Genomic DNA, 22,990 nt, shown 5'->3' on the forward strand with positions numbered 1-22,990 from the left:
CCGGCCGGGCCGGTTTATCGGGAGGCTGAACTTATGGATAATCTCTGGCGCGACGACGAGGCGGAGAAGGTCGTTACGGGCTATCAGGCCAAGGGCACCGGCCGCGATCTGGCGCTGCGGACCTATACGACGCGACTGCTTGGCGGCGAGCCGCGGCTCGTGCTGCATGGCGGCGGCAACACCTCGGTGAAAACCGAAATCACAGACCTCGTCGGGGACACGCATGCCGTGCTCTGCGTCAAGGGCAGTGGCTGGGACATGGGCACGATCGAGCCCGCCGGCCTGCCAGCCGTCAAGATCGCCCCCCTGCTCAAGAGCCGCAAGCTCGAAAGGCTTTCGGACGAGGACATGGTGACGCTGTTGCGCGCCAACCTCATCGACCCGGCCTCGCCGAACCCGTCCGTGGAGGCGCTGCTGCACGCCTTCCTGCCACACAAGTTCGTCGACCACACCCATTCGACCGCCATTCTTGCCATCGCCGATCAGGCCAAGAGCCGGGAGATGTGCGCCGAGCTTTTCGGCAGGAAGATGGGCTTCGTGCCCTACATCATGCCGGGCTTCGCGCTGGCGAAGGCTGCGGCGGACGTGTTCGATCAGGATCCAACGGTCGAGGGGCTGATCCTCGACAAGCACGGGATCTTCACCTTCGCCGACACGGCGAAGGAAGCCTATGACCGGATGATCCACTATGTCACGCGCGCCGAAGAGCATGTGAAAGCGAAGGGGCACAATCCGTTTACGCCCGCCGCCCTGCCCGCAGTGCTTGCAAGCCCTGCCGATATCGCGCCAATGCTGCGCGGCGCCGTTGCCGTCGACAAGGGCGAAGGCCGTTTTGACCGCATGGTCAGCGTGTTCCGCACCTCGCCCGACATCCTCGACTTCGTCAATGCGCAGCAAGTTGAGGAGATGGCAGCCAGGGGCGTTTCGACGCCCGATCTTTCCATCCGCATCAAGACCGGCCCGTTGGTGCTTCCGGCGCCGGCTAAAGATGATCTCTCGGGTTACCGGGCCGTGATCGACGCGCGGGTCACCGCCTTTGCCGCCGACTACACCGGGTATTTCCACAGCAACGACGCACGAGACGACGTCAAGCGCATCATGCTCGATCCCATGCCGCGCCTGACGCTGGTGCCCGGGCTCGGCATGTTCGGCCATGGCCGCACCTACAAGGACGCGATGATCGCCGTCGACGTCGGCGAGATGTGGATCGAGGCTGCGCGCGACGCAGAATCCGTTGGCCGCTTCGAGCCGGTCAGCCGGCCGGATCTGTTCGATCTCGAATACTGGTCGCTGGAACAGGCGAAACTCGCGGGCGCCAAGCCGAAGCCGTTTACCGGCCAGGTCGCGCTCGTCACCGGCGGCGCCGGCGCCATCGGCGCTGCCATCGTCAAGGCTTTCGTCGCCGAGGGCGCGCATGCCGTCGTGCTCGACCTCGACGGCGACAAAGCAAGCGCAGTGGCGAAGGCGGCCGGCAACAACTCGATTGGCATCGCCTGCGACATCACCGATCCCGCTTCGGTGCGCGCCGCCTTCGACCGGGTGGTCGCGACCTTCGGCGGCGTCGATATCGTCGTCTCCAATGCGGGCGCCGCCTGGGAAAGCCCGATTGCGACGATGGACGACGCCCTGCTGCGCCGTAGCTTCGAGCTGAATTTCTTCGCGCATCAGACGGTCGCGCAGAATGCCGTGCGCGTCATGAAGGAACAAAAGACCGGCGGCGTGCTGCTCTTCAACGCCTCCAAGCAGGCAGTCAACCCGGGCGCGAAGTTCGGCGCCTACGGATTGCCGAAAGCGGCGACGCTGTTTCTGTCGCGGCAATATGCGCTTGAGCATGGTGCCGACCATATCCGCGTCAATGCCGTCAACGCCGATCGCATCCGCTCGGGCCTGCTCAATGACGAGATGATCGCCAATCGTGCAGCCGCCCGCGGCCTTTCGGTCAAGGACTACATGGGCGGAAACCTGCTCGGTCTCGAAGTGACGGCCGAGGACGTAGCGCGCGCCTTCGTGCACCACGCGCTCGCAGAACGAACCACCGCGGATGTGACGACTGTGGATGGCGGCAATATCGCAGCGGCGATGCGCTGAGCGCTTCCGTCTAAGCGTAAAAACGTGCCACACTGCGGTCTCCCGCCAGAGTTGTTCGGATGGAGACGAAATGGTCGATCGATGGCCCGCAGATGCCGCGTTTCAAATGGGTGACTATGCAGCCAAGAAAGGCCGCGCCTCATGGCGCGGCAAGATCGTCGGCTGGTATCGCACAGACCTGACCAGCCTCGGCTACGCGATCGAAAGCCATTTCGAGCCGGGCTCCGTGCAGATCTATCCCGAGACGGCGATCGAAGCCTGGGTGCCGCCAAAGGCGGAAAGCGAATTAGAGTAGTCAGGACAAAAAAAGGGGCGGTCTGATCGACCGCCCCTTTCGTTTCGCCTTGGGAGATTAAGGCTTCGGCATCCATGCGGGCATGACAACATCTGCATGGGCGAACTGCGGCAGCTTCACGCCGAGCTCTTCCATGTTCTTGATGTCCTGATCGTTCAGGTCCTTCTGGGTGATCAGCGTCGGCGGTACCACCACCTGGCGGCCCGGGTTTTCGCCGGCAAGCAGCATGGCGAGCGAGCGGACCGAGACCTGGCCGACGACGGCGGGGTTGGTGGCGGCCGTCGCCGTCCAGGCCGAGCCCGTTTCGCGCATGGCGGCGATGTCGGACGTCGAAATGTCGGCCGAGTAGATCTTGACGCTGGAAGACAGGCCCGCTTCGTCGACGGCGATCTTCACGCCCTTGGCGAACTCGTCATAGGGCGCGAACATCACGGTGATGTCGGGCTTGGCCGAAATCACCGCGCGGGCCTGGTTGGCTACCGAGTTGGCGATCGGGTTGTCCATCGTTCCGAATTGCGCGGCTTCCTCGATGCCGGAATACTTCGCCTTGAATTCCTTCCAGGTCTCGTCGCGGCGGTCGAGCGGCGCGATGCCGGCGACATAGACGTAGCCTGCCTTGAAGCTTTCGCCATTGTCCTTGACGGCCTGCTCGAGCGCGAGGCGGGCCAGGTCGCGGTCGGACTGCTCGATCTGCGGGATCTTCTCGTTCTCGACGTTTACGTCGAAGGCGACGACCTTGATGCCGGCGTCAACCGCGCGCTGGGCAGCTTCCTTCATCGATTCGGTCAGGCCGTGCTGGATGATGATGCCCTGCACGCCAAGCGCGATCGCCTGGTCGACCATGTCGGCCTGGAGCGCTGCATCCTGGCGGCTGTCGAAGACCTGAAGCTGCACGCCGAGCGCCTTGGACTGCGCCTCTACGCCTGCGAGATAGGACTGGAAGAAGTCGCCGGTCGAAAGGTAGCGCACAAGCGCGATCTTGACATCGCCGGCCTTGTCGAACGGCTTTGGCATCTCGGCGGCAAAGGACGGCACGCCGAAGGCGGCTGCCCCCATCAACCCAAGCGTCAAGCGGCCCAGGCTTCTGCGAGTCATGTTCATGTCAGTCTCCTCCACTGGTGAACTTTTTGTTTTCCGCTGAAGGGCACCCCTTCAGCGTTTGCCTCTTTTCGAGAGCGCAAAGGTGAAGATCAGGGCAGCGACGAGCACGGCGCCCTTGATGAAATCCTGGGTGTAATAGGGCGCGTTCATCATCGTCAGGCCCTGCAGCAGGATGCCGACGAAGAGCGCGCCGATCGCCGTGCCGAAAGCGTTCGGCTTGGCGGCGCCGAGCACGGCAAAACCGATCAGCGCTGCGGCAACCGCATCGAGCAGCAGGTTGTTGCCCGACGCGATGTCTCCGCGACCAAGACGGGCGGCAAGCAGGATGCCGCCGATCGAGGCGAAGACGCCGGAAATGATATAGGCCGAAATCTTGTAGGCATTGACCGGCGCACCGGCGAGGCCGGCTGCCCGCTCGTTGGAGCCGACGGCATACATCATGCGGCCGAAGCGGGTGTATTCGAGGAAGAACCAGATGACGATCGCCAGCACGATCAACACCACGACCGAAACCGGCACGAGGTTGGGCAGGACGAAATCGAAGCGGTGGCGGCCGAGTGCCAGGAAGGCCGGGCTGAAAGTGCCGCCGGCGACCGAGCCGTCGGGAAGCGTCATGCCTGTGGCAATCGACCGACCCTCCGTCGGGATGCGCTGGAGGCCGAGCAAGAGGAACATCATGCCGAGTGTCGCCAGCAGATCAGGCACGCGCATGTAGACGATAATGACGCCGTTGACGAAACCGACCAGGACACCGATGGCAAGGCACACGAGCGTCGCCGTCAGTGCGTCGCCGCCCATCACCACCATCACATAGGACGAGGCCATCATCGCCGTCGTCGCGACCGAGCCGATCGAAAGATCGAAGCCGCCGACGACAAGCGTGGCTGTCACGCCCAGCGCCAGGATGCCGGTAATCGACACCGACTGCAGGATGAAGACCGCACTCTGCGGTGAGGCGAAGCCGCCGGTCACGAGCGAGAAATAGAGGACCATCCCGGCGAGAAGCACGAGGAAGCCGTATTTGATGGCCGCCTCGCGAATTCCCGATGCGCTCGAAGGGACCGCAACCGGTGCTGCGGAATTGCTCTGTTCACTGCTCATGACGCATGGACCTGTTGATAGAATTGACCGGCGATTTCCGACAGGAGCCGCTCGACATCGATGTCGGCATTGCGGTGCTCTCCGACGATGGTCTGTTCCGACATCACGAGGATGCGGTCGGCGACTTCGAAGGCTTCGTCGAGTTCGGTCACGAAGAGGATCGTGGCGCGGCCCGCGGCCGAGGCGCGCAGCTTCTCGCCGATGTCGCGGCGTGCGGCGATGTCGACGCCCTGGAACGGTTCGTCGAGGATGAGCAGGCGCGACGGCTCGGAAAGCCAGCGCGCGACCATCACCTTCTGTTGGTTCCCGCCCGAAAGCGTCTGCAACTCGTCGCGCTCGCTGCGGCAGACGACACCGAGGGCGGCGATCTGCTGGCGTGCCTTGGTCTTTTCCGCCCGCCGGCTCGATATGCCGAAGCGCGAGAGCCGGCTCAGGAACGGCAGGCTGATATTTTCGTAGATGTTGAAGTCGGGCACGATGCCGCTTTCGGCGCGGTCCTTGGCGACGAGGAAGACGCCGCGGGCGATAGCCCTTCCGGTGCTTGCCGGCGCGTAACGCGCGCCGTCGAGCGTCATCTCACCGGCAAACGGAGCGCGCGCGCCAAACAGAGTTTCGGCAAGCGCGGTCTTGCCGACGCCGACGAGCCCGGTGACGGCGACGATTTCCCCGTCACGGAGCGTGAAATCGAAGGGGCGCGCCTGCTCCGACAACTTCAGGCCGCTGACCGCAAAGACCGGAGCGCCGCCGTCGCGCAGATCAACGGCGCCAGCCAAGACCTTGCGACCGAGCATGGCGTTGACCGCACCCTCATAGTCCAGTTCCGGCCCTTCGAAGCGGCCACTGATGCGGCCATCACGCAGCGCCACGATGCTATCGGCCAGCCGGCGAATATCCGACATGCGATGCGAGATATAGAGAATGGCGACGCCGCGCGCCTTCAGCCGATCGACGAGATCGAAAAGCCGGTCGGCCTCCGCGCTCGACAGCGACGAGGTCGGTTCGTCAAGGATCAGCACCTTCGGCTCATGCGCCATGGCACGGGCGATCGCCACCATCTGCCGGTCGGCAAGCGTCAGGTCGTTGATATTGGCGGCAAGATCGATCGCAAGCCCCATGCGCGAGGCGACCGCGGCGGCCTCTCGGCGCACCCGACGCGGGTTGAAGAACAGTCGCGCACCGCGCCCGTTCAAGCGGTCGAGCGTTAGATTGGTGGCGACGTCGAGATCGGCGACCACCCCGTCATTGATGTTCTGATGCACGGTGACAACGCCGGCGCGGATCGCCTCGGCCGGGGCCGTCGGCTCGAAGGGCATGCCGGCGAGCGTGATCGTGCCGGCGTCGCGCGTGTAAACGCCGCTCAGGATCCGCACGAGCGTGGATTTGCCGGCGCCATTGGCGCCCATCAGAACGGTAACCGCCCCAGCCTTGAGATCGAGATCCACCCCTCGAAGAACCGGTACCGGTCCGAAGGATTTGCGCACGCCCTCAATGCGAAACACTGCCTGTTCGCTCATTCTCTCCTCCCGATGAAGGCAGGTTAGGATAGGCTTCCGTCAAATGTCAAGGCCATTGACATTTGCTAGAATGCCGCCTTAGTTGTGACCACACACGGCATGGCTGCGAGCGGTGGAGGCCCGCGCCATGCGTTGGAGGAGAACGATATGGACAAGCAGGTCTTCGAGGCGCTGAGCGCTGCGACGTTGCCGGAAAAACTCGGCGGCAACACCGTCCTGAGAGAAAAAATCGGGCCGGACTTTTCGCGCTGGAGCGTTAAGGAAGTCGGCGACGGCAACCTCAATCTGGTCTTCATCGTCTCCGGCGACAGGGGCGCTGCCATCGTCAAGCAGGCGCTGCCCTATGTGCGCCTTGTCGGCGAAAGCTGGCCGCTGCCGCTGAAGCGCTCCTATTTCGAATATCATGCCCTGAAGCGCCAGGCAGCGCGTGACCCCGGCCTCGTGCCGGAGATCTATTTCTTCGACGAATCCCAGGCGCTCATCGTCATGGAGTTCCTGACGCCGCACGTCATTTTGAGGCGCGCGCTGATCGACGGGCGGCAACTGCCGAAAATCGGGCGTGACCTCGGCCTCTTCGTCGCCCGCACGCTCTTTCGCGGCTCCGACCTCTCCATGGCCACGCGAGAAAAGAAGACGGACCTTGCGCTTTTCGCCGACAATATCGAGCTTTGCGACATCACCGAAAACCTGGTGTTTTCCGATCCCTATTTCGAGGCCGAGCTCAATCGTCACACCACGCCCCAGCTCGATCCGATCGTGGCCGAGCTTCGCGCCGACCGCGACCTCAAGGTCGAAGCACAGCGGCTGAAACATCTGTTCTCGGCAAAAGCCGAAACGCTCTGCCATGGCGATCTGCATATCGGTTCTGTTATGGTGACCGACGACGAGACCCGCGTCATCGACCCGGAGTTCGCGTTCTACGGACCGATCAGCTTCGACGTCGGCATGCTGCTTGCCAATTTCTGGATGAGCTATTTTTCGCAGAGCGGACACGAAAACGCGCCCAGTGCCCGAGATGGCATGCGCACCTATCTGCTCGATACGGTCGAAGTCATCTGGGAAACCTTCCGCACCGAATTCGCCCATCTCTGGCGCACGGAGCGTAACGGCATTCTCTACCAGGCAAGCCTCTTTGAGGCGCGCAACGATCCGTTCGGCGCCGAACAGGCGCTCGATATCGTCATCGACGAGATCTGGCGCGAGATGTTGGGCTTTGCCGGCGTCGAGATGCACCGCCGCATCCTGGGGCTCGCCCACAACGCCGACTTCGAAACCATTGTCGACCCCGATCGCCGTGCTGCCTGCGAAACCAGGGCGCTGAAGCTCGGGCGTCACCTCGCCGTCAACCGGCATCATATCCACAGCCTCAAGGACATCCGCGCACTCGCGGAGCGCCTTCAGAAGGAGACATCAGCGTGAAAGTCGGAGAACGCCACTACCATACGATCTGGCTCAACGAGGACGGACGCTCCGTCGATATCATCGACCAACGCTGGTTGCCGCACGAGTTCCGCGTCGTGACGCTGAAAACGGTCGCCGATGTCGCCGTCGCCATCCGCGACATGTGGGTGCGCGGCGCACCGCTGATCGGCGTCACGGCCGCCTACGGTGTTGCGATTGCGATGGCCAAGGACCCGTCGAACGCCCATCTCGACGCCGTCTGGGAGGAACTCAACGAAACACGCCCGACCGCCATCAATCTGCGCTGGGCGCTGAACGCCATGCGCGACCATCTGCGCCCCTTGCCGGAAGGCGGGCGTGCCAAGGCGGCCTATGATCGTGCCGCCGAGATCGCGGCCGAAGATGTCGAACTCAATCGCGCCATTGGCGCAAACGGCCTGAAGGTCATCCGCGAGATTGCTGCGAAGAAGGCGCCGGGTGAACCCGTGCGCATCCTCACCCATTGCAACGCCGGCTGGCTTGCGACCGTCGACTATGGCACTGCGACTGCACCCATCTACATGGCTGTCGAGGAAGGCATTCCGGTGCATGTCTATGTCGACGAAACACGCCCGCGCAATCAGGGCGCCTATCTCACCGCCTGGGAAATGAACGGCCACGGTGTGCCGCACACGCTGATCGTCGACAATGCCGGCGGGCACCTGATGCAGCACGGCGATGTGGATATGGTCATTGTCGGCACGGACCGGACGACGGCCAATGGCGATGTCTGCAACAAGATCGGCACCTATCTGAAGGCGCTAGCTGCGCGCGACAATGGCGTCCCCTTCTATGTCGCCCTTCCCTCGCCGACGATCGACTGGACGGTCCGCGACGGGATCAAGGAAATCCCGATCGAGGAGCGAACCGCCGACGAGGTGAGCTTCGTCCAGGGGCGCGCCAGCGACGGCTCGATTGCCAGCGTGCGCATTTCGCCGGAGGGCAGCCCTGCCGCCAATCCGGCCTTCGACGTCACGCCCGCCCGACTCATCACCGGCCTGATCACCGAGCGCGGCATCGCAACACCATCGCCCGAAGGCCTCAAGGCGCTTTTCCCAGAACGGAGCTGAGACGATGACACTCACGAACCGGGTTTCAACGGAAGAGATCGCGCTCGGCATCCGCCGACGGGTGTTCTTCCACACGATGAAGAACAATGGCGGTTACCTCAGCCAGGCCTGCTCGGCTGCCGAAAGCCTTGCGCTGCTCTATAACGAGCTTCTGACGCTCGGCGAGCCGACGTTGCCGAAGGTGCCGCTGCCGTTTCGCGGTGTTCCTTCGGCGCACAATCCGGACGCCTTTACCGGCGCCGGCTATCACGGACCGGTTGGGCCGGCGTTCGACCGTTTCTTCATCTCGCCCGCCCACTATGCGCTCGTCATCTATTCGGCGCTGATCGAGATGGGGCGCATGGACGAGCACGCGCTCGATCACTTCAACAAGGACGGCGGTTCGGTCGAGATGATCGGCGCCGAGCACAGCCCCGGCATGGAAGTGACCACGGGCTCGCTGGCGCAGGGTCTCTCCATGGCCTCGGGCGTCGCCTGGGCGCGGCTGCAGAAGAAGGAGCCGGGCAAGGTCTGGGTCTACATGTCGGACGGCGAGTTCCAGGAAGGCCAGACCTGGGAATGCCTTGCGGCGCTGAGCTACCACGGCATCGACAACATCCGCGTCGTCGTCGACGTGAACCGCCAGCAGTGCGACGGTGCCATGTCGTCGGTGCTTGACCTTGGCGATCTCGCCGCCCGGGTGAGCGCCTTCGGCGTCACCTGCCGCTCGGTGGACGGGCACGACCTGGAAGCGCTCAGGGCTGCGGCCGGAAGCGCCGAGCCCGGCAAGCCGCTGGTCATCCTCGCCAACACCTCGCCCTACCAGGGCATGGAGTTCCTCAAAAAGCGTTTCCCGCGACTTCATTACGTTCGCTTCAAGAGCGCGGAAGAACGGCTTGAAATGCAGGCCGCACTTGCGGCCGAACTCGGCGTCGACGTCGAAGCTATGAAAGGGGCCTGAACATGGTCGAGATCGTCAATCGTCCCTACGCCAAGGCATTCGAGACCTTCGCGACCGCGCGACCCGAAGTCCTCTGCCTTTCCGCCGACCTGACCTCGTCCTGCGAGGTCGACGGCTTCCGCGACCGGCATCCGCAGCAGTTCCTCTCGCTCGGCATGGCCGAGCAGAATATGTTGTCCTTTGCCGGCGGGCTGGCGATGGAAGGCTACCGGCCGTTCATTCACACCTTCTCGGTCTTCCTCTATCGCCGCCCCTATGATCAGTTGATCAACTCCATCGCCTATTCCAATCGCAAGGTGCGACTGATGGGCTTCCTGCCCGGTATCACCACGCCCGGCGGCATCACCCACCAGGCGATCGAGGACATTGCCGTTCTGCGCGCTGTACCGAACATGACGATCCTCGAGACCGGTGACGCGACCGAGGTGGAGACCGTACTCGAAGTGGCCGACAGCATCGATGGCCCCGTCTATGTGCGCGTGCTTCGCGGCGAGGTCCCGCGTCTCTTCTCCACGCCTTTCGCGTTCAACAAGCTGCGGGTTCTGTCCGAGGGCGACGACATTCTCGTCGTTTCCTCAGGCGTCTGCACCGAGGAAGCACTGCGCGCCACCCAACCGCTTCAGGCACGCGGCATCGGCATCACCCATCTGCACGCCTCGACCCTGAAACCCTTCGATCGCGAAGGCCTTTTGAAGGCCGCGCGGGGCAAGAGGGGGATCGTCACGCTGGAAAACCACACCATCGTCGGTGGCCTCGGCTCGCTCGTTGCGGAAATTCTGGCCGAAGAAGGTCTTGGCATCCGCCTGAAGCGGCTGGGCCTCAATGACACCTTCGCCCATGGTGCGTCCAAGCCCTACCTCATGAAAAAGTATGGCCTCGACGCCGGCGCGCTCGTTGGCGCCATCAGCGAGTTGGTCGGCAAGCCGCTGGAGATCGGCGAGGACGAATTGACGGAGGTCCGCATCGACCACGTGCATTCGGCTCAGAAGGCGGAGGCGCTCTAGTGGCTCCGCGTTTCACCGTCACCTACTACGTGCGTGCCGCTGACGCCGACGAGGCTAAGGCGCGCGCACTCGATATCGCTCTGGAGCAGACCGTCGAAATTCCGCGCGGCGCCGTTCCCAAGGGCTACGTCGAGGATGAAATCCTCGGCAAGCTGGAAGACCTGAAGCCGGATCCGGCCGGCCGGCCGGGTTTTCTCGCCTCGATCTCCTATTCCGACGACGATGTTGGCGGCGACTTTCTGCAGCTCTTAAACGTCATCTTCGGTAACAGCTCCATCAAGCCCGGCCTGAAGGTCGAGGATATCGGTCTTTCGCCGGGTATCCTTGGGCTTTGCACAGGACCCCGCCACGGCATTGCCGGGCTTCGCGCCCGCGCCGGCGTGGGCGAAGGCCCTCTGTTGATGTCGGCGATCAAGCCCGTCGGGCTTTCGACATCCGAGCTTGCGAGCCGCGCCCATGATTTCGCGCTTGGCGGCATGCACTTCGTCAAGGACGACCATGGTCTCGTCGATCAGGTGACGTCGCCTTTTGCCGAACGCTTGAAGGCCTGCATCGAGGCCGTCGGCGAGGCCAATGCCAAAACCGGCGGCAGGACAAGCTTCGTGCCGAATGTCACCGGGCCGGCTTCGGCCGTGCTTGACCGGGCGAAGGAAGCGCAGGCCGCCGGTGCGGGCGCCGTGATGCTGGCCCCGGCATTGACCGGCTATGATGTCGTGCGCACACTTGCGGCCGATCCCGATTTCACCTTGCCGATCGTTTCGCACCCGGCCTTCTCCGGCGCAAATGTGGTCTCTGCCGATTGCGGCTTCTCGCACCGTTCGTTCTTCGGCACGCTGCATCGCCTGATGGGCGCGGATGCGGTGATCTACCCGAACTTCGGAGGCCGCTTCGGTTTTACGCGAGAGGAATGCCTGTCGATTGCTCGGGCCTGCGCGGCCGACATGAGGGGGCCGAAGGCGATCGTCGCTGCACCCGGTGGCGGCATGACCTTCGAGCGCGTTCCCGAGATGCGTGAGGCCTACGGCAACGACGTCATGTATCTGATCGGCGGCGCCCTGCTTCAGCAACCGAACCTCGTGGACGCCTGCCGCCGCCTGGTCGCCGCGGTCCATAGCTAGACGCACTCGCCATGGGTCGAGCCGGAAGGGCCGAGCCGGGATGGTGCAGCCCTCGTATTCCCGTAGGCGAAAGGGCGGCCCTCCCGTTGCGCGGCAAGAGAAGCAGCTAGCGGATGGCCGCAGCCTGGGACCAGGCTGCCATCCAGCGCGACTGCGAGCTCATGGGCCGCAATCCGCTTAGTCGCGCTCCGTTGTCGCTATGCGTTGGAAGTGCGAGTCGGCACTACAACGGCCGAGAACGCCGACCAAACCGCTGGGCTAAGCGGCGACAACTCCTCGGCCCTCAAGCTGGTGGCTTCCGAAGACGTCGGCGCCGCTTCAGGACTGCCGATCACCTGTTACGCTTCGAACGTCTAGCGTTTGCGAACAAACTCAGTGCGTAGAACAAGACCTTTGATCGCCTCATGGCGGCAATCGATTTCTTCAGGATTATCAGTTAGCCGGATCGACTTGATCACCGTTCCCTGCTTCAGCGTTTGCCCGGCACCCTTTACCTTGAGATCCTTGATCAAAACGACTGAGTCGCCATCTGCAAGGACGGTCCCTGACGCATCGCGAACCTCGGCGGCTCTTGCTTTCTCGGCAGCAAGTTCGGAGGCTGGCCGCCACTCACCCGTTACATCGTCGTACACGTAGTCGTCGTTCTGGTCGCTCATGGTCTGCCTTGCATGGTTTTTCGGATCTTGCAGTGGTCGCGTCCGCGATCGCTGCAATAGGGGTGCACCCCTACCTTCTCTGCGGTGCTGACGCAAATGTCACGGCTCGTCCTTCGGTTTTGCTGCGATCTAAAACGTCGGTCGTCCGCTATAAGGCCGCATTTGCGCCGCGTGGCGGCCGGCATCGTCGCCGCGCGCGGAGCGGACCCGCTTGCTTTCGCAGGGCACTGCCTCGTATGCCCGCAGATCGTCTCCGCTTGTCCGGCCGAGCCCGAACATTGAAGCGGCCGTCTTCCGCCGGTTCGGCACTGGGCCGGAACCACTGCGGCCCGAAAGAAAGAGACATGGCCAAGCCCGCAACCAACCTCCGCCCCCGTTCATTCAGCACTGTGAGTGCTCTAGTTGGCGAAGGCCTGTTCTTTCACAAAGATTTCCAGATCCGTCTCTGCCTTGATGGTGCTCCGAGTTCGATTTCGGCCCGCGCTCTTTGCTTCGTAGAGGAGCTTGTCGGCCCGTTCATAGAGTTTCTCGAAACCTTCATCGCCGAAGGTATCCGCCACTCCCATGCTGGCGGTTACAGGTCGCTCGAGACCCGGAACGGTACTGGCGACAATTACCGGAATTGCCTGTCGCCGGCGTTCGGCGAGGGTGGCGGCATCATTGCCGCGCAAGAGAAGTACAAATTCTTCACCGCCAAGACGGTATGCCCGCACGTCCGGCCCTGTCTGGAAAGCATTGGCTACAGCTTTGAGCACGGCATCTCCAACGGCATGTCCGTTTACGTCATTGATTGACTTGAAATGATCAAGGTCAATGACCGCCAATGTTGCAAAGCCATCAGCTCGAAGCTGCGCGAACTGTCCCTCAATAGCTCGACGATTGAGCAAGCCCGTCAATGGGTCCGTTTCGGAAAGCCGTTCAAGCAGATCGGCTTCGATGCGTGCGCGATCTCGCTCCCGCTTCATGGTCACGAAGCGATCAGCTACGCCGAGCGTGGTAAAGAGGGCTTCGAATAGACAGCCAGCATAAAACGCGAGCGTGGCGTCGATGCTGTCGAACCAGGGTACGACGCCCGTCACCAGACGGATCAAGCCGACCGCGATCATTGGCGTGTATCCGACTGCCTGAAATTTTGCCGCGCGGCTCCCGCGGCGCAATGCGTCGATCATCGACAGTATGAAAATGATGAGGATCGGTGCAAACGCAGCCGTGTACGCGGTCAATTGTATTGGCCGCGCAACGAACGGGAATGCCGCGTGAAACGCACTCAGGAACAATGCCGATGCCGCACAATAGGGTAGCAGACGCCGTAGTGCAGGATGCATCAGTCCAGGTTCGATGAAGCTGTACGTAAACATCGCTCCTGATGCGACCGTCATCCCGAAGAGCAAGGTGGTCATCCAGCTCAAAGTCATCGCCGGCGGGTCGAAAAATACGACTGACAAACTTGATGAGGTCATAATGGTCATCAGCAACGACAGCGTCAAAGCCGAGTGCCAGAGAACAAAAGGTTCGCGCAGGATCCGATAGAACGCCGCATTGAAGATCAGAAGCATGGCGAGCATGCCAGCTAGGCCTGCGACGAACGTCAGGAGTTGCATATCGTCGATGCTATCGACTGCGACATCCACTGGTGCCAGATATGCTCGCTCCAGTGTCATCCGATGGCTAGGCAAATCGATTGCGACGACGACTTGCCGCGTCGCATCTGTCACTACAGGCAGGGGAGCCTTGAAATACCCACCGGCCATTGAGCTGGGCAACGCTGCTGCAGAAACGGAGGCTTGCCGCACCGCGCCGTCCTGGTCGATTGCAAGGAGATGCACCGCCTCAAGTGCGCTCCGCCTGGAGAGAAAGTATCGAGGAGGGCTATCGCCCGGCCTGAGATCGAAGCGAAGCAGCACTCGTTCGGAATCAATCGAGAATTTCCGGTCATCACAGGACCACCGCTCGGCTGCCAAAGCTATGGTGATCACGTTCTCTGAGATGCGGCCGGATGCCCAGCAGGAATTGCGAATGTTGCTGGAATCACCAGCGTGGGTCGATCCAACGCCGAGGTGCGTCAGCATCAACAAAAGCAGAAATACTGCCAAAGCACGACTTCGAAACCCACCCCCAAGCATAGGGCTTCGATACAGCCAGAAGCTTTCGATACCATTAAGCGCCGCAAAAACGCGCCTGTTATCGGCTCGGCGAAAGGCGCCGACCTTGCTATAGCGCCTGAACGCGAACCGCGGCCCGCTCACACTTCCTGTCTTCAATTCTGGCGCAAGGCGCTGGACGACGACAAGCGGGCAATCATCCATGCGGCCGCTCCAGAAGAGCGCGCGACCGCCTCTCTTCATGAACTGTAACCGGACACGACGGATGTTTGAGATGGCTCTTTGAGGGTTTGCGCCGATCGCGCGCTAGAGCCGGTCGCCGCTTTCGATGGCGGCCGGTGCCTCTACTGGGTTCTCGGATGCCACGTGCTCTTCGGCAACGCTCAAATCCAGTTTCCCCCAGATCGATAGTTTTTCGCCGTTGGGTTTAAGCTTTCGGGATTGCTTGATCTCAACGATAAACGGCTTTGTCTGCTGACGCATCTTTCCTCCAGGCGACGAATCGCAGAGCAACTCTATCGCAACGCATTCGTCTCGCAAGCGGACCTTGCCCGAAGGTCGTGCGAGAAACGGGCGTGTTTTCACTGTGGGTGTGGCAGTATGCTGCAGCGCGCTGCGTCCATTCGGGTAGGGGCGCGTTTGCGCTGACGCCGCTGTCAGATCTCTTCCCTTCGGCCGTTGCTCCATGTGCGGGCTCGATGAGGCAGGTCTGACCGTAGAACGGCTGCGCCTCGCTCTTGTTCCCGAAACGGGCTTCACAAAGACAGGCATCGAGCCAGTCGCAGGCTTACGTCGCTCGCCGGCCATCGTTACTTCCTCTGCGGCATCAACCCGCGCTCTAGACGTTTTGCCGGGGTTCGAACTTCGCGGTGACCATCTCGCTCTCCTTCGAGACGAGCCTGGCGGGCAAGAAGTTGATCCAGCCTTCGTTCGGCAGCAGGCACCTTGGCGCGCATCACTGTATCGCGGAGCTTTCGCGCAATGCGATTCTGTCCCGATTATCCCCCGTTGACAGCAGGAAAAACCACCTCCTACCTCTCCTGGATCGGCCGACGGCTTGCTAGGAAGAGCGTGAAAACCCGCGTCGGAGCGACTGCCCCCGCAACGTCTGGGCGTTCAAGCACCACCGCACGCGTGATGCCTTTCACCGACGATGCCAAAGGTGGTTTCAATAGAGCCAACGGATCGAGCGGCGCATGCGGTTGCCGGCAGCACAAAGATCTGCCCGGAACGGCAATGGCCGAGCAGTCGAGCGGCAGCTACCGACTAAAGGACAAGCGCGCTTGTCCTGTTCTCGATCAGGCGAACGAGGTTCAGTGCCGTCATCTCCGAGGATTTCGGATTGGTTGCGAGCGGGCGGTTCTGAAGGCGGATTTCGAGTGTGCCGAAGGCGCCGCGGGCGATAATGCTGTGCGTGTTTTCCACTGCTTTGGGATCGGCGACGAGCTGCACACGCGTATGTTCCATACCGATGCCGGCAAGGGAGATGGTCGCCGCCACATTGGCATTTTGCGGAAAGGCCGTCGCCGCCTCAGCGGCCGATCCTGCAAAGAAAGCTTCCGCTTCCTGAAGTTCGCCTAGGCGACAGCACTCTTCGGCGGGCGTCCCAAACCAGGCCCTCGCGGGCTTGGTGATGATGTGCTCCACGCTGTCCAGCCCCAACCGTGAGGCCGCCGAGAGCGCATCGATGCCGCCGAGAGCGCCCGGCGGTATGATAAGCTTGCAACCGTTGCGCCGCGCAAGTTCCACGAGTTCGTCGAGCACGGTGGCATCCACCAGGGCCGAGGTCGAGGACACCGCGAAATCCATGCCCGCCGCCAATGCCGCCCGGGCGAAGGGCTGGACGCTTTCGCGGCTCGCCGCCTCGACGACCAACGTCGCGCCGGTCGCCGTCAGCGCTTCTGGACCGGCAACATGAACCGCCCCTTCCGGCATGGTCGCTTCGATTTCCCTGGGATCGCGCACGGCGATCCCGACAATCCGGGCGTTCGCGCCCCGCGCCTTAAGAAGTGCTGCCACCCGCTGTCCGATGGCGCCCCAGCCCACGAGGCAGATGGCTTCGACTTTCGACATGACGATCCTTTGCTGGTTGGCTGCCGGGTTCAGAGCGTCACCCAGCCCTCGGGCGGGGTCTTGCCGGGGTGCACGGTTCCGCATTTCGGGCACGTGCGCAGCTTTTCGTCCGCATAGAAGGCCTGATAGATCGGCGGCAGATCGTCGACGATGGATTCGAGGTCTACCTCCGCGCGGTGCACAAGCTCCGTGCATTCGAAGCAGTACCATTCGACAGCGTCGAGCAGGCCCTCAGGCCGCGTGGGCTCGATCACAAGGCCGATCGATCCCACCATCGGCCGCTGCGGCGAGTGGCGCACATGCGGCGGCAGCAGGAAGATGTCGCCCTCCCGGATCGGCACGTCGTAGAATTCCTTGCCGTCATAGAGCTTCAGCACCATGTCGCCCTTTAGCTGGTAGAAGAACTCCTCGACGGGATCGTCGTGATAGTCGGTGCGCTTGTTGGGGCCACCGACTATCGTCACCATGAGGTCGGCGTCTTTCCAGATCTGTTGGTTGCCGACCGGCGGCTTCAGCAGGTGCTTGTGCTCGTCGATCCACTTTTGCAGATTGAACGCCTTGAGCTTCGTCATCGATATTCCTCCCTGTCCCGTTCAGCGCAGTTTCAGGCCGCATTCCTCGAAGGCGGCTCTGGTCAGTCTCTTTTCCGCATCCGTCAGCTCCAGCAGTGGCTGGCGGACGGCTCCCCCCACTTGGCCAAGCAGTTCCTGCCAGTACTTCTGGTGCGCATGGGGCTTTTCCGCGGGCTTGGACTTGCGGAAGGCGTCACGCACCCCTTGCAGGCTCGCGCTGACGGCGCGGCTCTCCTCGGCCTTTCCGGCAAAGGCGAGTGCTGTGTACTCGGCCATGCGCCGGTCGGCCTTGGTCTGGAGCGTGTAGGGTGGCGACGAGCAGAGATAAAGCTGCCAACCGAGTTCCAAGACGTTATCCAGCCATTCCTCTTCCGAAGCGGTCGAGACGAGGATGCGGTCGCCGGCGAGCGCCGTCAGCGCCTTGTACATGGCGCGCGGCACCGAATACTTGATCGCTACCACCGTCTCGATGTCGGCAAGCCGGTTGCACAGTTCCGGGCTCATCAGATAGCCGCTGTCGGGATGCGACCACAGCGCCATGCCGATATCCACCTTTGAGGCGATGGCCTCATAGTAGCGCAGCAGCGTTTCGTCCTGCTGCTTGAAGAAATGCAGGATCGGCGCATGCACGACGATGTAGTCGGCGCCGCAGGCCTGCGCATGACGGGCAAGATCGATCACCACATCCATGTTCTGGTCGGAGCAGGACATGATCGTCTGCGCCCGTCCTCCGGCCGCTTCCACCGATAGATCGAACATCCGCTTGCGCTCGTCGACCGACATGGAGAAGAACTCACCCTGCTTGCCGGCAATGAAGAGGCCGTCGATACCGAGATCGGAAATCCAATGCTCGACATTGCGGCGGTAGCCCTCTTCGTCGATGGCGCCATCGGCCGTAAACGGCGTGTTCGCCGCCGCCCAGATGCCGCGCATTGTGGCACGGGAATGGGCCTTTGCATCTTTACGCTGGTATTTCATGACGCTCCCTGTCGCATGTCCGTCCGGTGGCGCGTGAAGCAACCGCTCCGGTCTCTCTCTCGGCGCATTTAGCGCAGGATTTTTTTATTCATTAAGACACATAGTCTGTATATATTCATGCCGAAATCAGTATGGATCCCGCGATGCTCAATCTCCGTCAGATCAAGTGTTTTCAGGCCGTGGTCGAACTCGGCAACTTCTCCCGCGCCGCCGAACGCTTGCGCACCAGCCAGGCCGGCATCTCGCATGCGATCCGCGACCTCGAGGCGCTGCTCGGCGCGCGGCTCTTCGACCGCACGACCCGACGCGTCGAACTGACCGAGGCCGGTCGGGTCTTTGCGGCGGCCGCGCTGCCCGGCCTTGCGGAAATCGAGCGCGCCGTCGATGCGGTGCACGATCTCGGGCAACTGAGAACGGGCCTGGTGCGCATCGCCGCCCCGCCCTTCCTTGGCGCAACCGTGCTGCCGCGCCTGCTGCAGGAAGTCGCTCAAAGCCATCCGAACCTCAAACTCAGGATCGAGGACGTCGTGACGGACATGATCGCGCCCCGGGTGCGCAGTGGCCTCTGCGACCTCGGCGTCGGCACCTTTGCCAGCGACGAGGACGGCCTTGAGATCCAACGCGTGCTGCGCGACCAGCTGATGGTTTTTGCGCCCGAGGGCCACGCCATCTGCACGAAGGCCGAAGTGGCCTGGTCCGCGCTTTCCGACCAGCCGATCATCACGCTGACGCGCGAAAGCAATATCCGTCTTCTGACCGAGGTCGGCTTCGAAAGCGCCGGCGTGCCACTGCGCCCTTCTCTCGAAGTGCACCAGATCAACACGGCCCTTTCGCTCGTCGAGCGGGAGGCGGGGGTTGCCATCCTGCCGACCTATGCCTTTACCGGCCTCAACGGTCGGAAGATCTCAGCCCGCCCGTTGGTCGAGCCGTCGATTGCCCGCGATGTCTCTGTCATCACGGCGCGCGAACGCACGCCCTCCCCCGCGACGCTCGCGGTGCGCACACTGCTGCGCAAGGTGCTGCGCGACATGGTCCCGGTTGTCGGCTGATGGAACGCAAGAAGGCCGAAACCACCCAGACAGCGGTGTCGGCCTGATCATCCATTCATTGCGGCGCGCGATGCCGTCAGGCGGTGCGCAGCGAGACGTTCTTGACGACGGTGTAGTGATGCAGGCCCTCCGCGCCACCCTCGCGGCCAAGGCCGCTTTCCTTGACGCCACCGAACGGCGTTTCGGCGACGGAGGCCTCGAGCGTGTTGATCGAAAGATTGCCGGCCTCGATGCCCTGCATCAGGCGGTCGATGTTGGCGGCCGAGTTGGTGAAGCCATAGGCGGCAAGACCAAACGGAAGCGCATTCGCTTTCGTAAGCGCTTCGTCGATCGAGGCAACCGGATTGATCAGCGCGAGCGGGCCGAAGGGCTCTTCGCTGAGCGCGCGGGCATCATCCGGCAGATCGGCAATCGCGGTCGGCGCGAAGAAGTAGCCCTTGCCGTCCAGACGTCCGCCGCCGCACAGGATGCGGGCGCCCTTTGCGCGTGCATCGTCGACAAGCTCCTGGAGGGCAGCGATGCGGCGATCGTTGGCCACCGGGCCCATCTGCGTCCCTGCGTCGAGGCCGTCACCGACCTTGATCGAACGCGCCTTCTCCACGAAGGCGTCGGTGAAGCGCCTGTAGAGCGTTTCGTGCACGAAGAAGCGCGTCGGCGAGGTGCAGACCTGGCCGGAATTGCGATACTTGCGGGTGGCGCAGGCAATGCCGGCCGCAACCGGATCGGCATCCTCGCAGACGATGACGGGCGCGTGGCCGCCAAGTTCCATCAGCGCCGGTTTCATCACTTGCGAAGCGAGCGTCGTCAGGTGCTTTCCGATGACGGTCGAGCCGGTGAAGGCGACCATGCGGATCCGGTCCTGAGGGATGAGATAGCCTGAGATTTCGGCGGGGTGGCCGAAGACGAGGTTGAGTACACCGGCAGGAAGGCCTGCATCGTGGAACGCCCGCGCTATGTGCACGACGCCGGTTGGCGTCTCCTCGGACGCCTTCATGATGATGGAGCAGCCGGCCGCAAGTGCGCCGCCGATCTTGCGGGCGGGCTGGCTCATCGGGAAGTTCCAGGGCGAGAACGCCGCGACCGGGCCGATCGGTTCCTGCAGCACGATGTAGCGGATGCCCGGCGCGCTCGGGATAACCCGGCCGTAGAGACGCACGCATTCGCCGGCGTCCCATTCGAAGAATTCGCAACCGCGAATGACCTCGGACCGCGCCTCGGAAAGCGGCTTGCCGTTTTCGAGCGTGATCGAACGCGCGATCTCCTCTGAGCGCTCGCGCATAAGCTGGGCCGCCTTCAGGATGATCGCCGCGCGGGCAGCCGGCGATGTCCGGCTCCAGGCCTGAAAGCCCTGCCAGGCAGCGTCCGTTGCGTCGGCGAGATCCGTCTCGCGGGCGACCGCCACCTTGCCGATGACATCCTCATTGGCGGGGTTGATGACGGCGAGCGTCTCAGAGGTCGCCCTCCATTTGCCGCCGATATAGAGCTGAGCATGCGTATCCTGAGCCATGAGATTGCCTTTTCGCCATTCCTTCAGAGGCTGCGCCTTCCTGTTCCGGTAATGGATGCAATCAGCGGTCTAATATAACAATCCACATAGGTTGAATGAATTGATATCGAGATGTGATAAGTCTCGAGCCAGCCCAAACGAAAAAAAGCGCCTTCCCGGACAGGGAAAGCGCTTTTCCATTTTTCACAAGCGATCGCGATCAGGTCACGGCGCTACGGACAGCAAAGCGGGCGTCGCGCCAAGCGCCAGTCTCCATCACGTCATGCAGCACGTCCACGGCGTTCCACACATCCTTAAAATTCGTATAGAGCGGTGTGAAACCGAAACGGATGGTGGCCGGGGCGCGGAAGTCACCGATGACGCCCCGCTCGATCAGAGCCTGCATGATTTCATAGGCCCCCTCGTGCTCGAAGGAGACCTGGCTGCCGCGCACCGTGCCGTCCCTTGGACCGACCAGCTTCAGGCCATGCGCGCCGCAACGCGCTTCGACGAGCTTTATGAAGAGGTCGGTGAGTGCGATGCTCTTCCGGCGGATGGCCGTCATGTCCACTTCATCCCAAAGATCGAGCGCGGCCGAAAGCGTGCGCAGCGACAAGATTGGCTGCGTGCCGGAGAGGAAGCGCAAGATGCCCGCGCCGCCGTCGTAATTGCGCTCGAAAGCGAATGGACGGGCGTGGCCCCACCAGCCACTGAGCGGTTGGCTGGCCTTTTCCTGATGGCGCCTGGCAACATAGATAAAGGCTGGCGCACCGGGGCCACCATTCAGATACTTGTAGGTGCAACCGACGGCGAAATCGACGTTGCAGCGATCGAGTTCCACCGGCAGCGCACCGGCCGAATGGCAGAGATCCCAGACGACGAGCGCACCCACATCGTGCGCGCGCTTGGTCAGCGCCGCCATATCGCGCAGAGCGCCGGTCTTGTAGTTGACGTGATTGACGAGCACCACGGCGACGCTCTCGTCGATCACGTCTTCGATCCGCGGGCCATCGACGCCCTCAAGCCGCAGGACGGTACCGGGCCGCGTCGCAATCACGCCCTCAGCCATGTAAAGATCGGTCGGGAAGCTCTCGCTTTCCGCGACAATGACCTTGCGCTCCGCATTGAGGCCGAGTGCGGCGTGCAGCGCCTTGTAGACATTGGCCGAGGTGTGGTCGGTCACGGCCGTCTGGCCGGGTGCTGCGCCAATGAGGCGGCCGACGCGGTCGCCGAGCGTCAGCGGCAGGGCGAACCAGCCAGCCGTGTTCCAGCTGCGAATGAGGTCGCGGCCCCATTCGAGTTTCGCGGCCTTCTCGATTTCGGCATAGGAGGCAAAGAGCGCCGCGCCGAGCGAATTGCCGTCGAGATAGATGACGCCTTCGGGCAAATCAAAGCGCTTCTTGAAGGCCGCGAGCGGGTCGTCGCGGTCGAGCGCCTCGACAGCATGGATATCGATGTTCATGGGGCAGTCCTTCTATTCACGGACGGTTTCGCGGGCCGGCATGGGGCCGCGGGCGCGCTTGAGGGTTGGGAGCGCCAGCATGGCGAGCACGAAGAGGCCGGTGGCAAGTTTCAGGTCGGTCGGCGGCATGCCGGCGGCAAGGCAGAGCGAGACAAGCTGGTAGTAGACGATGGCTCCGACGAAGGGTGCCGCAAGCTGGCGCCGGATCGTCTGCTTGCCGACAATGGCTTCGCCGATCATCAGCGCCGCAAGGCCGTTGATCAGCGTACCGATGCCCATGTTGACGTCCGCAAACCCCTGCGACTGCACCATGAGCGCGCCGCTGGTGGCCGAGAAGGCACCGGCTAGACCGACCCCACCGATGGTGAAGGCCCAGATGCTGATCCCCTGCGCTTCCGCCATATCCGGGTTGGAGCCGACGGCGCGCATGGCCGTTCCGCGTTCGGTCCGGAAATAGAGGTTCAAAAGGCAATAGACGGCAATGCCGAGCAGTCCTGCAACGACGATCTTCGCGACCGGGAAACCCGGCTCGGCAAAGGGTACGCCATCGAAAATGGTTGGCGTGCCGTACACCGAGAGGTTGGACTTGCCCATCAGCCGCAGATTGATCGAGTAGAGCATCGTCATCATCAGAATGCCGGCAAGCAGCGTGTGGATGCGGAAGCGCAGATGCACGAAGGCCGTGCAGCTACCCGCCAGGAAGCCTGCGGCCATCGCAACGAGGATCGCCAGCCAACCGGGTGCGCCACCGGCGAGCGACAGCGCGCAGACGCAGCCGCCGAGCGGGAATGCGCCCTCGCTCGTCAGGTCCGGAAAATTCAGTGTGCGGAACGGCAGCATGATGCCGAGAACGATGAAGGAAAGGATGAGGCTCTGCGCCAGCGTGACCGGGACGAGCGTGATGAAGTTCGAAAATATCATAGAAACCGTTTCCATGTCCG

20 protein-coding genes are annotated in these 22,990 nt (G+C 62.7%); 8 read left to right on the forward strand and 12 right to left on the reverse strand.

Features of this window, described 5'->3' with window-relative positions; genetic code table 11:
* Positions 1-33 precede the first annotated feature (33 nt).
* Together FA04_RS32100 and FA04_RS32105 are read left to right on the forward strand one after the other, a co-directional pair.
* On the forward strand, positions 34-2,088 hold the full coding sequence (locus tag FA04_RS32100; RefSeq protein WP_034796447.1) for a bifunctional aldolase/short-chain dehydrogenase: 2,055 nt from the start codon (positions 34-36) through the stop codon (positions 2,086-2,088).
* A 70-nt stretch (positions 2,089-2,158) separates the two neighbouring features.
* Positions 2,159-2,383, forward strand: a complete 225-nt coding sequence (locus FA04_RS32105) for a hypothetical protein (RefSeq protein WP_034796449.1) — start codon at positions 2,159-2,161, stop codon at positions 2,381-2,383.
* 57 nt (positions 2,384-2,440) lie between these two features.
* On the opposite strand, the gene FA04_RS32110 is transcribed toward FA04_RS32105, so the two are convergent.
* From FA04_RS32110 to FA04_RS32120, 3 genes are read right to left on the reverse strand one after another with little or no spacing between them, the layout of a single operon-like run.
* Complete coding sequence (locus FA04_RS32110) at positions 2,441-3,484, reverse strand: substrate-binding domain-containing protein (protein ID WP_034796451.1); 1,044 nt, start codon at positions 3,482-3,484, stop codon at positions 2,441-2,443.
* Between the two features lie 51 nt (positions 3,485-3,535).
* Positions 3,536-4,585, reverse strand: a complete 1,050-nt coding sequence (locus FA04_RS32115) for an ABC transporter permease (protein WP_051659349.1) — start codon at positions 4,583-4,585, stop codon at positions 3,536-3,538.
* Positions 4,582-6,099 carry a sugar ABC transporter ATP-binding protein gene (locus FA04_RS32120; protein WP_034796453.1) on the reverse strand — a complete coding sequence of 506 codons (1,518 nt, stop codon included), beginning with the start codon at positions 6,097-6,099 and terminating at the stop codon, positions 4,582-4,584. The genes FA04_RS32115 and FA04_RS32120 overlap by 4 nt, the downstream gene beginning before the upstream one ends.
* 147 nt (positions 6,100-6,246) lie before the next feature.
* Here FA04_RS32120 and mtnK point away from each other — a divergent pair, with 147 nt between their 5' ends.
* Genes mtnK through FA04_RS32145 form a run of 5 tightly spaced genes read left to right on the forward strand, consistent with a single transcriptional unit; the run spans position 6,247 to position 11,671 of the window.
* Positions 6,247-7,518: an S-methyl-5-thioribose kinase gene (gene mtnK / locus FA04_RS32125; protein WP_034796455.1), complete on the forward strand. Its 1,272-nt coding sequence runs from the start codon at positions 6,247-6,249 to the stop codon at positions 7,516-7,518.
* A complete protein-coding gene (mtnA, locus tag FA04_RS32130; protein WP_034796457.1) occupies positions 7,515-8,609 on the forward strand; it encodes an S-methyl-5-thioribose-1-phosphate isomerase in 1,095 nt (364 codons plus the stop codon). Before mtnK ends, mtnA begins: the two co-directional genes overlap by 4 nt.
* Before the next feature lie 4 nt (positions 8,610-8,613).
* Positions 8,614-9,549: a transketolase gene (locus FA04_RS32135; protein ID WP_034796459.1), complete on the forward strand. Its 936-nt coding sequence runs from the start codon at positions 8,614-8,616 to the stop codon at positions 9,547-9,549.
* Positions 9,550-9,551: 2 nt separating this feature from the next.
* Positions 9,552-10,553: a transketolase family protein gene (locus tag FA04_RS32140; protein WP_034796462.1), complete on the forward strand. Its 1,002-nt coding sequence runs from the start codon at positions 9,552-9,554 to the stop codon at positions 10,551-10,553.
* Entirely contained in the window at positions 10,553-11,671 is a 1,119-nt protein-coding gene (locus FA04_RS32145) for a RuBisCO large subunit C-terminal-like domain-containing protein (RefSeq protein ID WP_034796464.1), read from the forward strand. The genes FA04_RS32140 and FA04_RS32145 overlap by 1 nt, the downstream gene beginning before the upstream one ends.
* Positions 11,672-12,024: 353 nt before the next feature.
* Here FA04_RS32145 and FA04_RS32150 read toward each other — a convergent pair whose 3' ends face one another.
* The 6 genes from FA04_RS32150 to FA04_RS32170 all read right to left on the reverse strand — a co-directional run bounded on the left by FA04_RS32150 (position 12,025) and on the right by FA04_RS32170 (position 18,052).
* Complete coding sequence (locus FA04_RS32150; protein WP_034796466.1) at positions 12,025-12,327, reverse strand: alkylphosphonate utilization protein; 303 nt, start codon at positions 12,325-12,327, stop codon at positions 12,025-12,027.
* 398 nt (positions 12,328-12,725) lie between these two features.
* Positions 12,726-14,633, reverse strand: coding sequence for a sensor domain-containing diguanylate cyclase (locus tag FA04_RS32155; protein ID WP_234798830.1), 1,908 nt, complete (start codon positions 14,631-14,633; stop codon positions 12,726-12,728).
* 102 nt (positions 14,634-14,735) lie between these two features.
* On the reverse strand, positions 14,736-14,912 hold the full coding sequence (locus tag FA04_RS35745) for a hypothetical protein (RefSeq protein ID WP_167550733.1): 177 nt from the start codon (positions 14,910-14,912) through the stop codon (positions 14,736-14,738).
* A 783-nt stretch (positions 14,913-15,695) separates the two neighbouring features.
* Positions 15,696-16,502: an aspartate dehydrogenase gene (locus FA04_RS32160; RefSeq protein WP_034796469.1), complete on the reverse strand. Its 807-nt coding sequence runs from the start codon at positions 16,500-16,502 to the stop codon at positions 15,696-15,698.
* Between the two features lie 29 nt (positions 16,503-16,531).
* Positions 16,532-17,074, reverse strand: coding sequence for a 3-hydroxyanthranilate 3,4-dioxygenase (locus FA04_RS32165; RefSeq protein ID WP_034796471.1), 543 nt, complete (start codon positions 17,072-17,074; stop codon positions 16,532-16,534).
* A gap of 21 nt (positions 17,075-17,095) precedes the next feature.
* Positions 17,096-18,052 (reverse strand): dihydrodipicolinate synthase family protein, encoded by a 957-nt coding sequence (locus FA04_RS32170; RefSeq protein ID WP_034796473.1) that lies wholly within the window; start codon positions 18,050-18,052, stop codon positions 17,096-17,098.
* 143 nt (positions 18,053-18,195) lie between these two features.
* Between FA04_RS32170 and FA04_RS32175 the strand changes: the two genes are divergently transcribed.
* Positions 18,196-19,101 carry a LysR family transcriptional regulator gene (locus FA04_RS32175; protein ID WP_060580828.1) on the forward strand — a complete coding sequence of 302 codons (906 nt, stop codon included), beginning with the start codon at positions 18,196-18,198 and terminating at the stop codon, positions 19,099-19,101.
* Positions 19,102-19,177: 76 nt separating this feature from the next.
* Here FA04_RS32175 and FA04_RS32180 read toward each other — a convergent pair whose 3' ends face one another.
* The 3 genes from FA04_RS32180 to FA04_RS32190 all read right to left on the reverse strand — a co-directional run bounded on the left by FA04_RS32180 (position 19,178) and on the right by FA04_RS32190 (position 22,985).
* Positions 19,178-20,608, reverse strand: coding sequence for an NAD-dependent succinate-semialdehyde dehydrogenase (locus tag FA04_RS32180; protein WP_034796477.1), 1,431 nt, complete (start codon positions 20,606-20,608; stop codon positions 19,178-19,180).
* 199 nt (positions 20,609-20,807) lie between these two features.
* Positions 20,808-22,049: a kynureninase gene (gene kynU / locus FA04_RS32185; RefSeq protein ID WP_034796479.1), complete on the reverse strand. Its 1,242-nt coding sequence runs from the start codon at positions 22,047-22,049 to the stop codon at positions 20,808-20,810.
* Positions 22,050-22,061: 12 nt separating this feature from the next.
* Positions 22,062-22,985, reverse strand: a complete 924-nt coding sequence (locus FA04_RS32190) for an ABC transporter permease (protein ID WP_034796480.1) — start codon at positions 22,983-22,985, stop codon at positions 22,062-22,064.
* Positions 22,986-22,990: the final 5 nt, after the last annotated feature.

The organism is Ensifer adhaerens (assembly GCF_000697965.2).
In the GTDB taxonomy this organism is placed as follows: domain Bacteria; phylum Pseudomonadota; class Alphaproteobacteria; order Rhizobiales; family Rhizobiaceae; genus Ensifer; species Ensifer adhaerens.

Bases quoted from the DNA above. Each gene is read 5' to 3' on its own strand.
- FA04_RS32160 (WP_034796469.1), bottom strand. From the start codon at position 16,502: ATGTCGAAAGTCGAAGCCATCTGCCTCGTGGGCTGGGGCGCCATCGGA.
- FA04_RS32150 (WP_034796466.1), bottom strand. From the start codon at position 12,327: ATGAGCGACCAGAACGACGACTACGTGTACGACGATGTAACGGGTGAG.
- FA04_RS32190 (WP_034796480.1), bottom strand. From the start codon at position 22,985: ATGGAAACGGTTTCTATGATATTTTCGAACTTCATCACGCTCGTCCCG.
- mtnK (WP_034796455.1), top strand. From the start codon at position 6,247: ATGGACAAGCAGGTCTTCGAGGCGCTGAGCGCTGCGACGTTGCCGGAA.
- FA04_RS32105 (WP_034796449.1), top strand. From the start codon at position 2,159: ATGGTCGATCGATGGCCCGCAGATGCCGCGTTTCAAATGGGTGACTAT.
- FA04_RS32135 (WP_034796459.1), top strand. From the start codon at position 8,614: ATGACACTCACGAACCGGGTTTCAACGGAAGAGATCGCGCTCGGCATC.
- FA04_RS32110 (WP_034796451.1), bottom strand. From the start codon at position 3,484: ATGAACATGACTCGCAGAAGCCTGGGCCGCTTGACGCTTGGGTTGATG.
- FA04_RS32180 (WP_034796477.1), bottom strand. From the start codon at position 20,608: ATGGCTCAGGATACGCATGCTCAGCTCTATATCGGCGGCAAATGGAGG.
- FA04_RS32120 (WP_034796453.1), bottom strand. From the start codon at position 6,099: ATGAGCGAACAGGCAGTGTTTCGCATTGAGGGCGTGCGCAAATCCTTC.
- FA04_RS35745 (WP_167550733.1), bottom strand. From the start codon at position 14,912: ATGCGTCAGCAGACAAAGCCGTTTATCGTTGAGATCAAGCAATCCCGA.
- FA04_RS32140 (WP_034796462.1), top strand. From the start codon at position 9,552: ATGGTCGAGATCGTCAATCGTCCCTACGCCAAGGCATTCGAGACCTTC.
- FA04_RS32115 (WP_051659349.1), bottom strand. From the start codon at position 4,585: ATGAGCAGTGAACAGAGCAATTCCGCAGCACCGGTTGCGGTCCCTTCG.
- FA04_RS32165 (WP_034796471.1), bottom strand. From the start codon at position 17,074: ATGACGAAGCTCAAGGCGTTCAATCTGCAAAAGTGGATCGACGAGCAC.
- FA04_RS32100 (WP_034796447.1), top strand. From the start codon at position 34: ATGGATAATCTCTGGCGCGACGACGAGGCGGAGAAGGTCGTTACGGGC.
- kynU (WP_034796479.1), bottom strand. From the start codon at position 22,049: ATGAACATCGATATCCATGCTGTCGAGGCGCTCGACCGCGACGACCCG.
- FA04_RS32170 (WP_034796473.1), bottom strand. From the start codon at position 18,052: ATGAAATACCAGCGTAAAGATGCAAAGGCCCATTCCCGTGCCACAATG.
- FA04_RS32175 (WP_060580828.1), top strand. From the start codon at position 18,196: ATGCTCAATCTCCGTCAGATCAAGTGTTTTCAGGCCGTGGTCGAACTC.
- FA04_RS32155 (WP_234798830.1), bottom strand. From the start codon at position 14,633: ATGGATGATTGCCCGCTTGTCGTCGTCCAGCGCCTTGCGCCAGAATTG.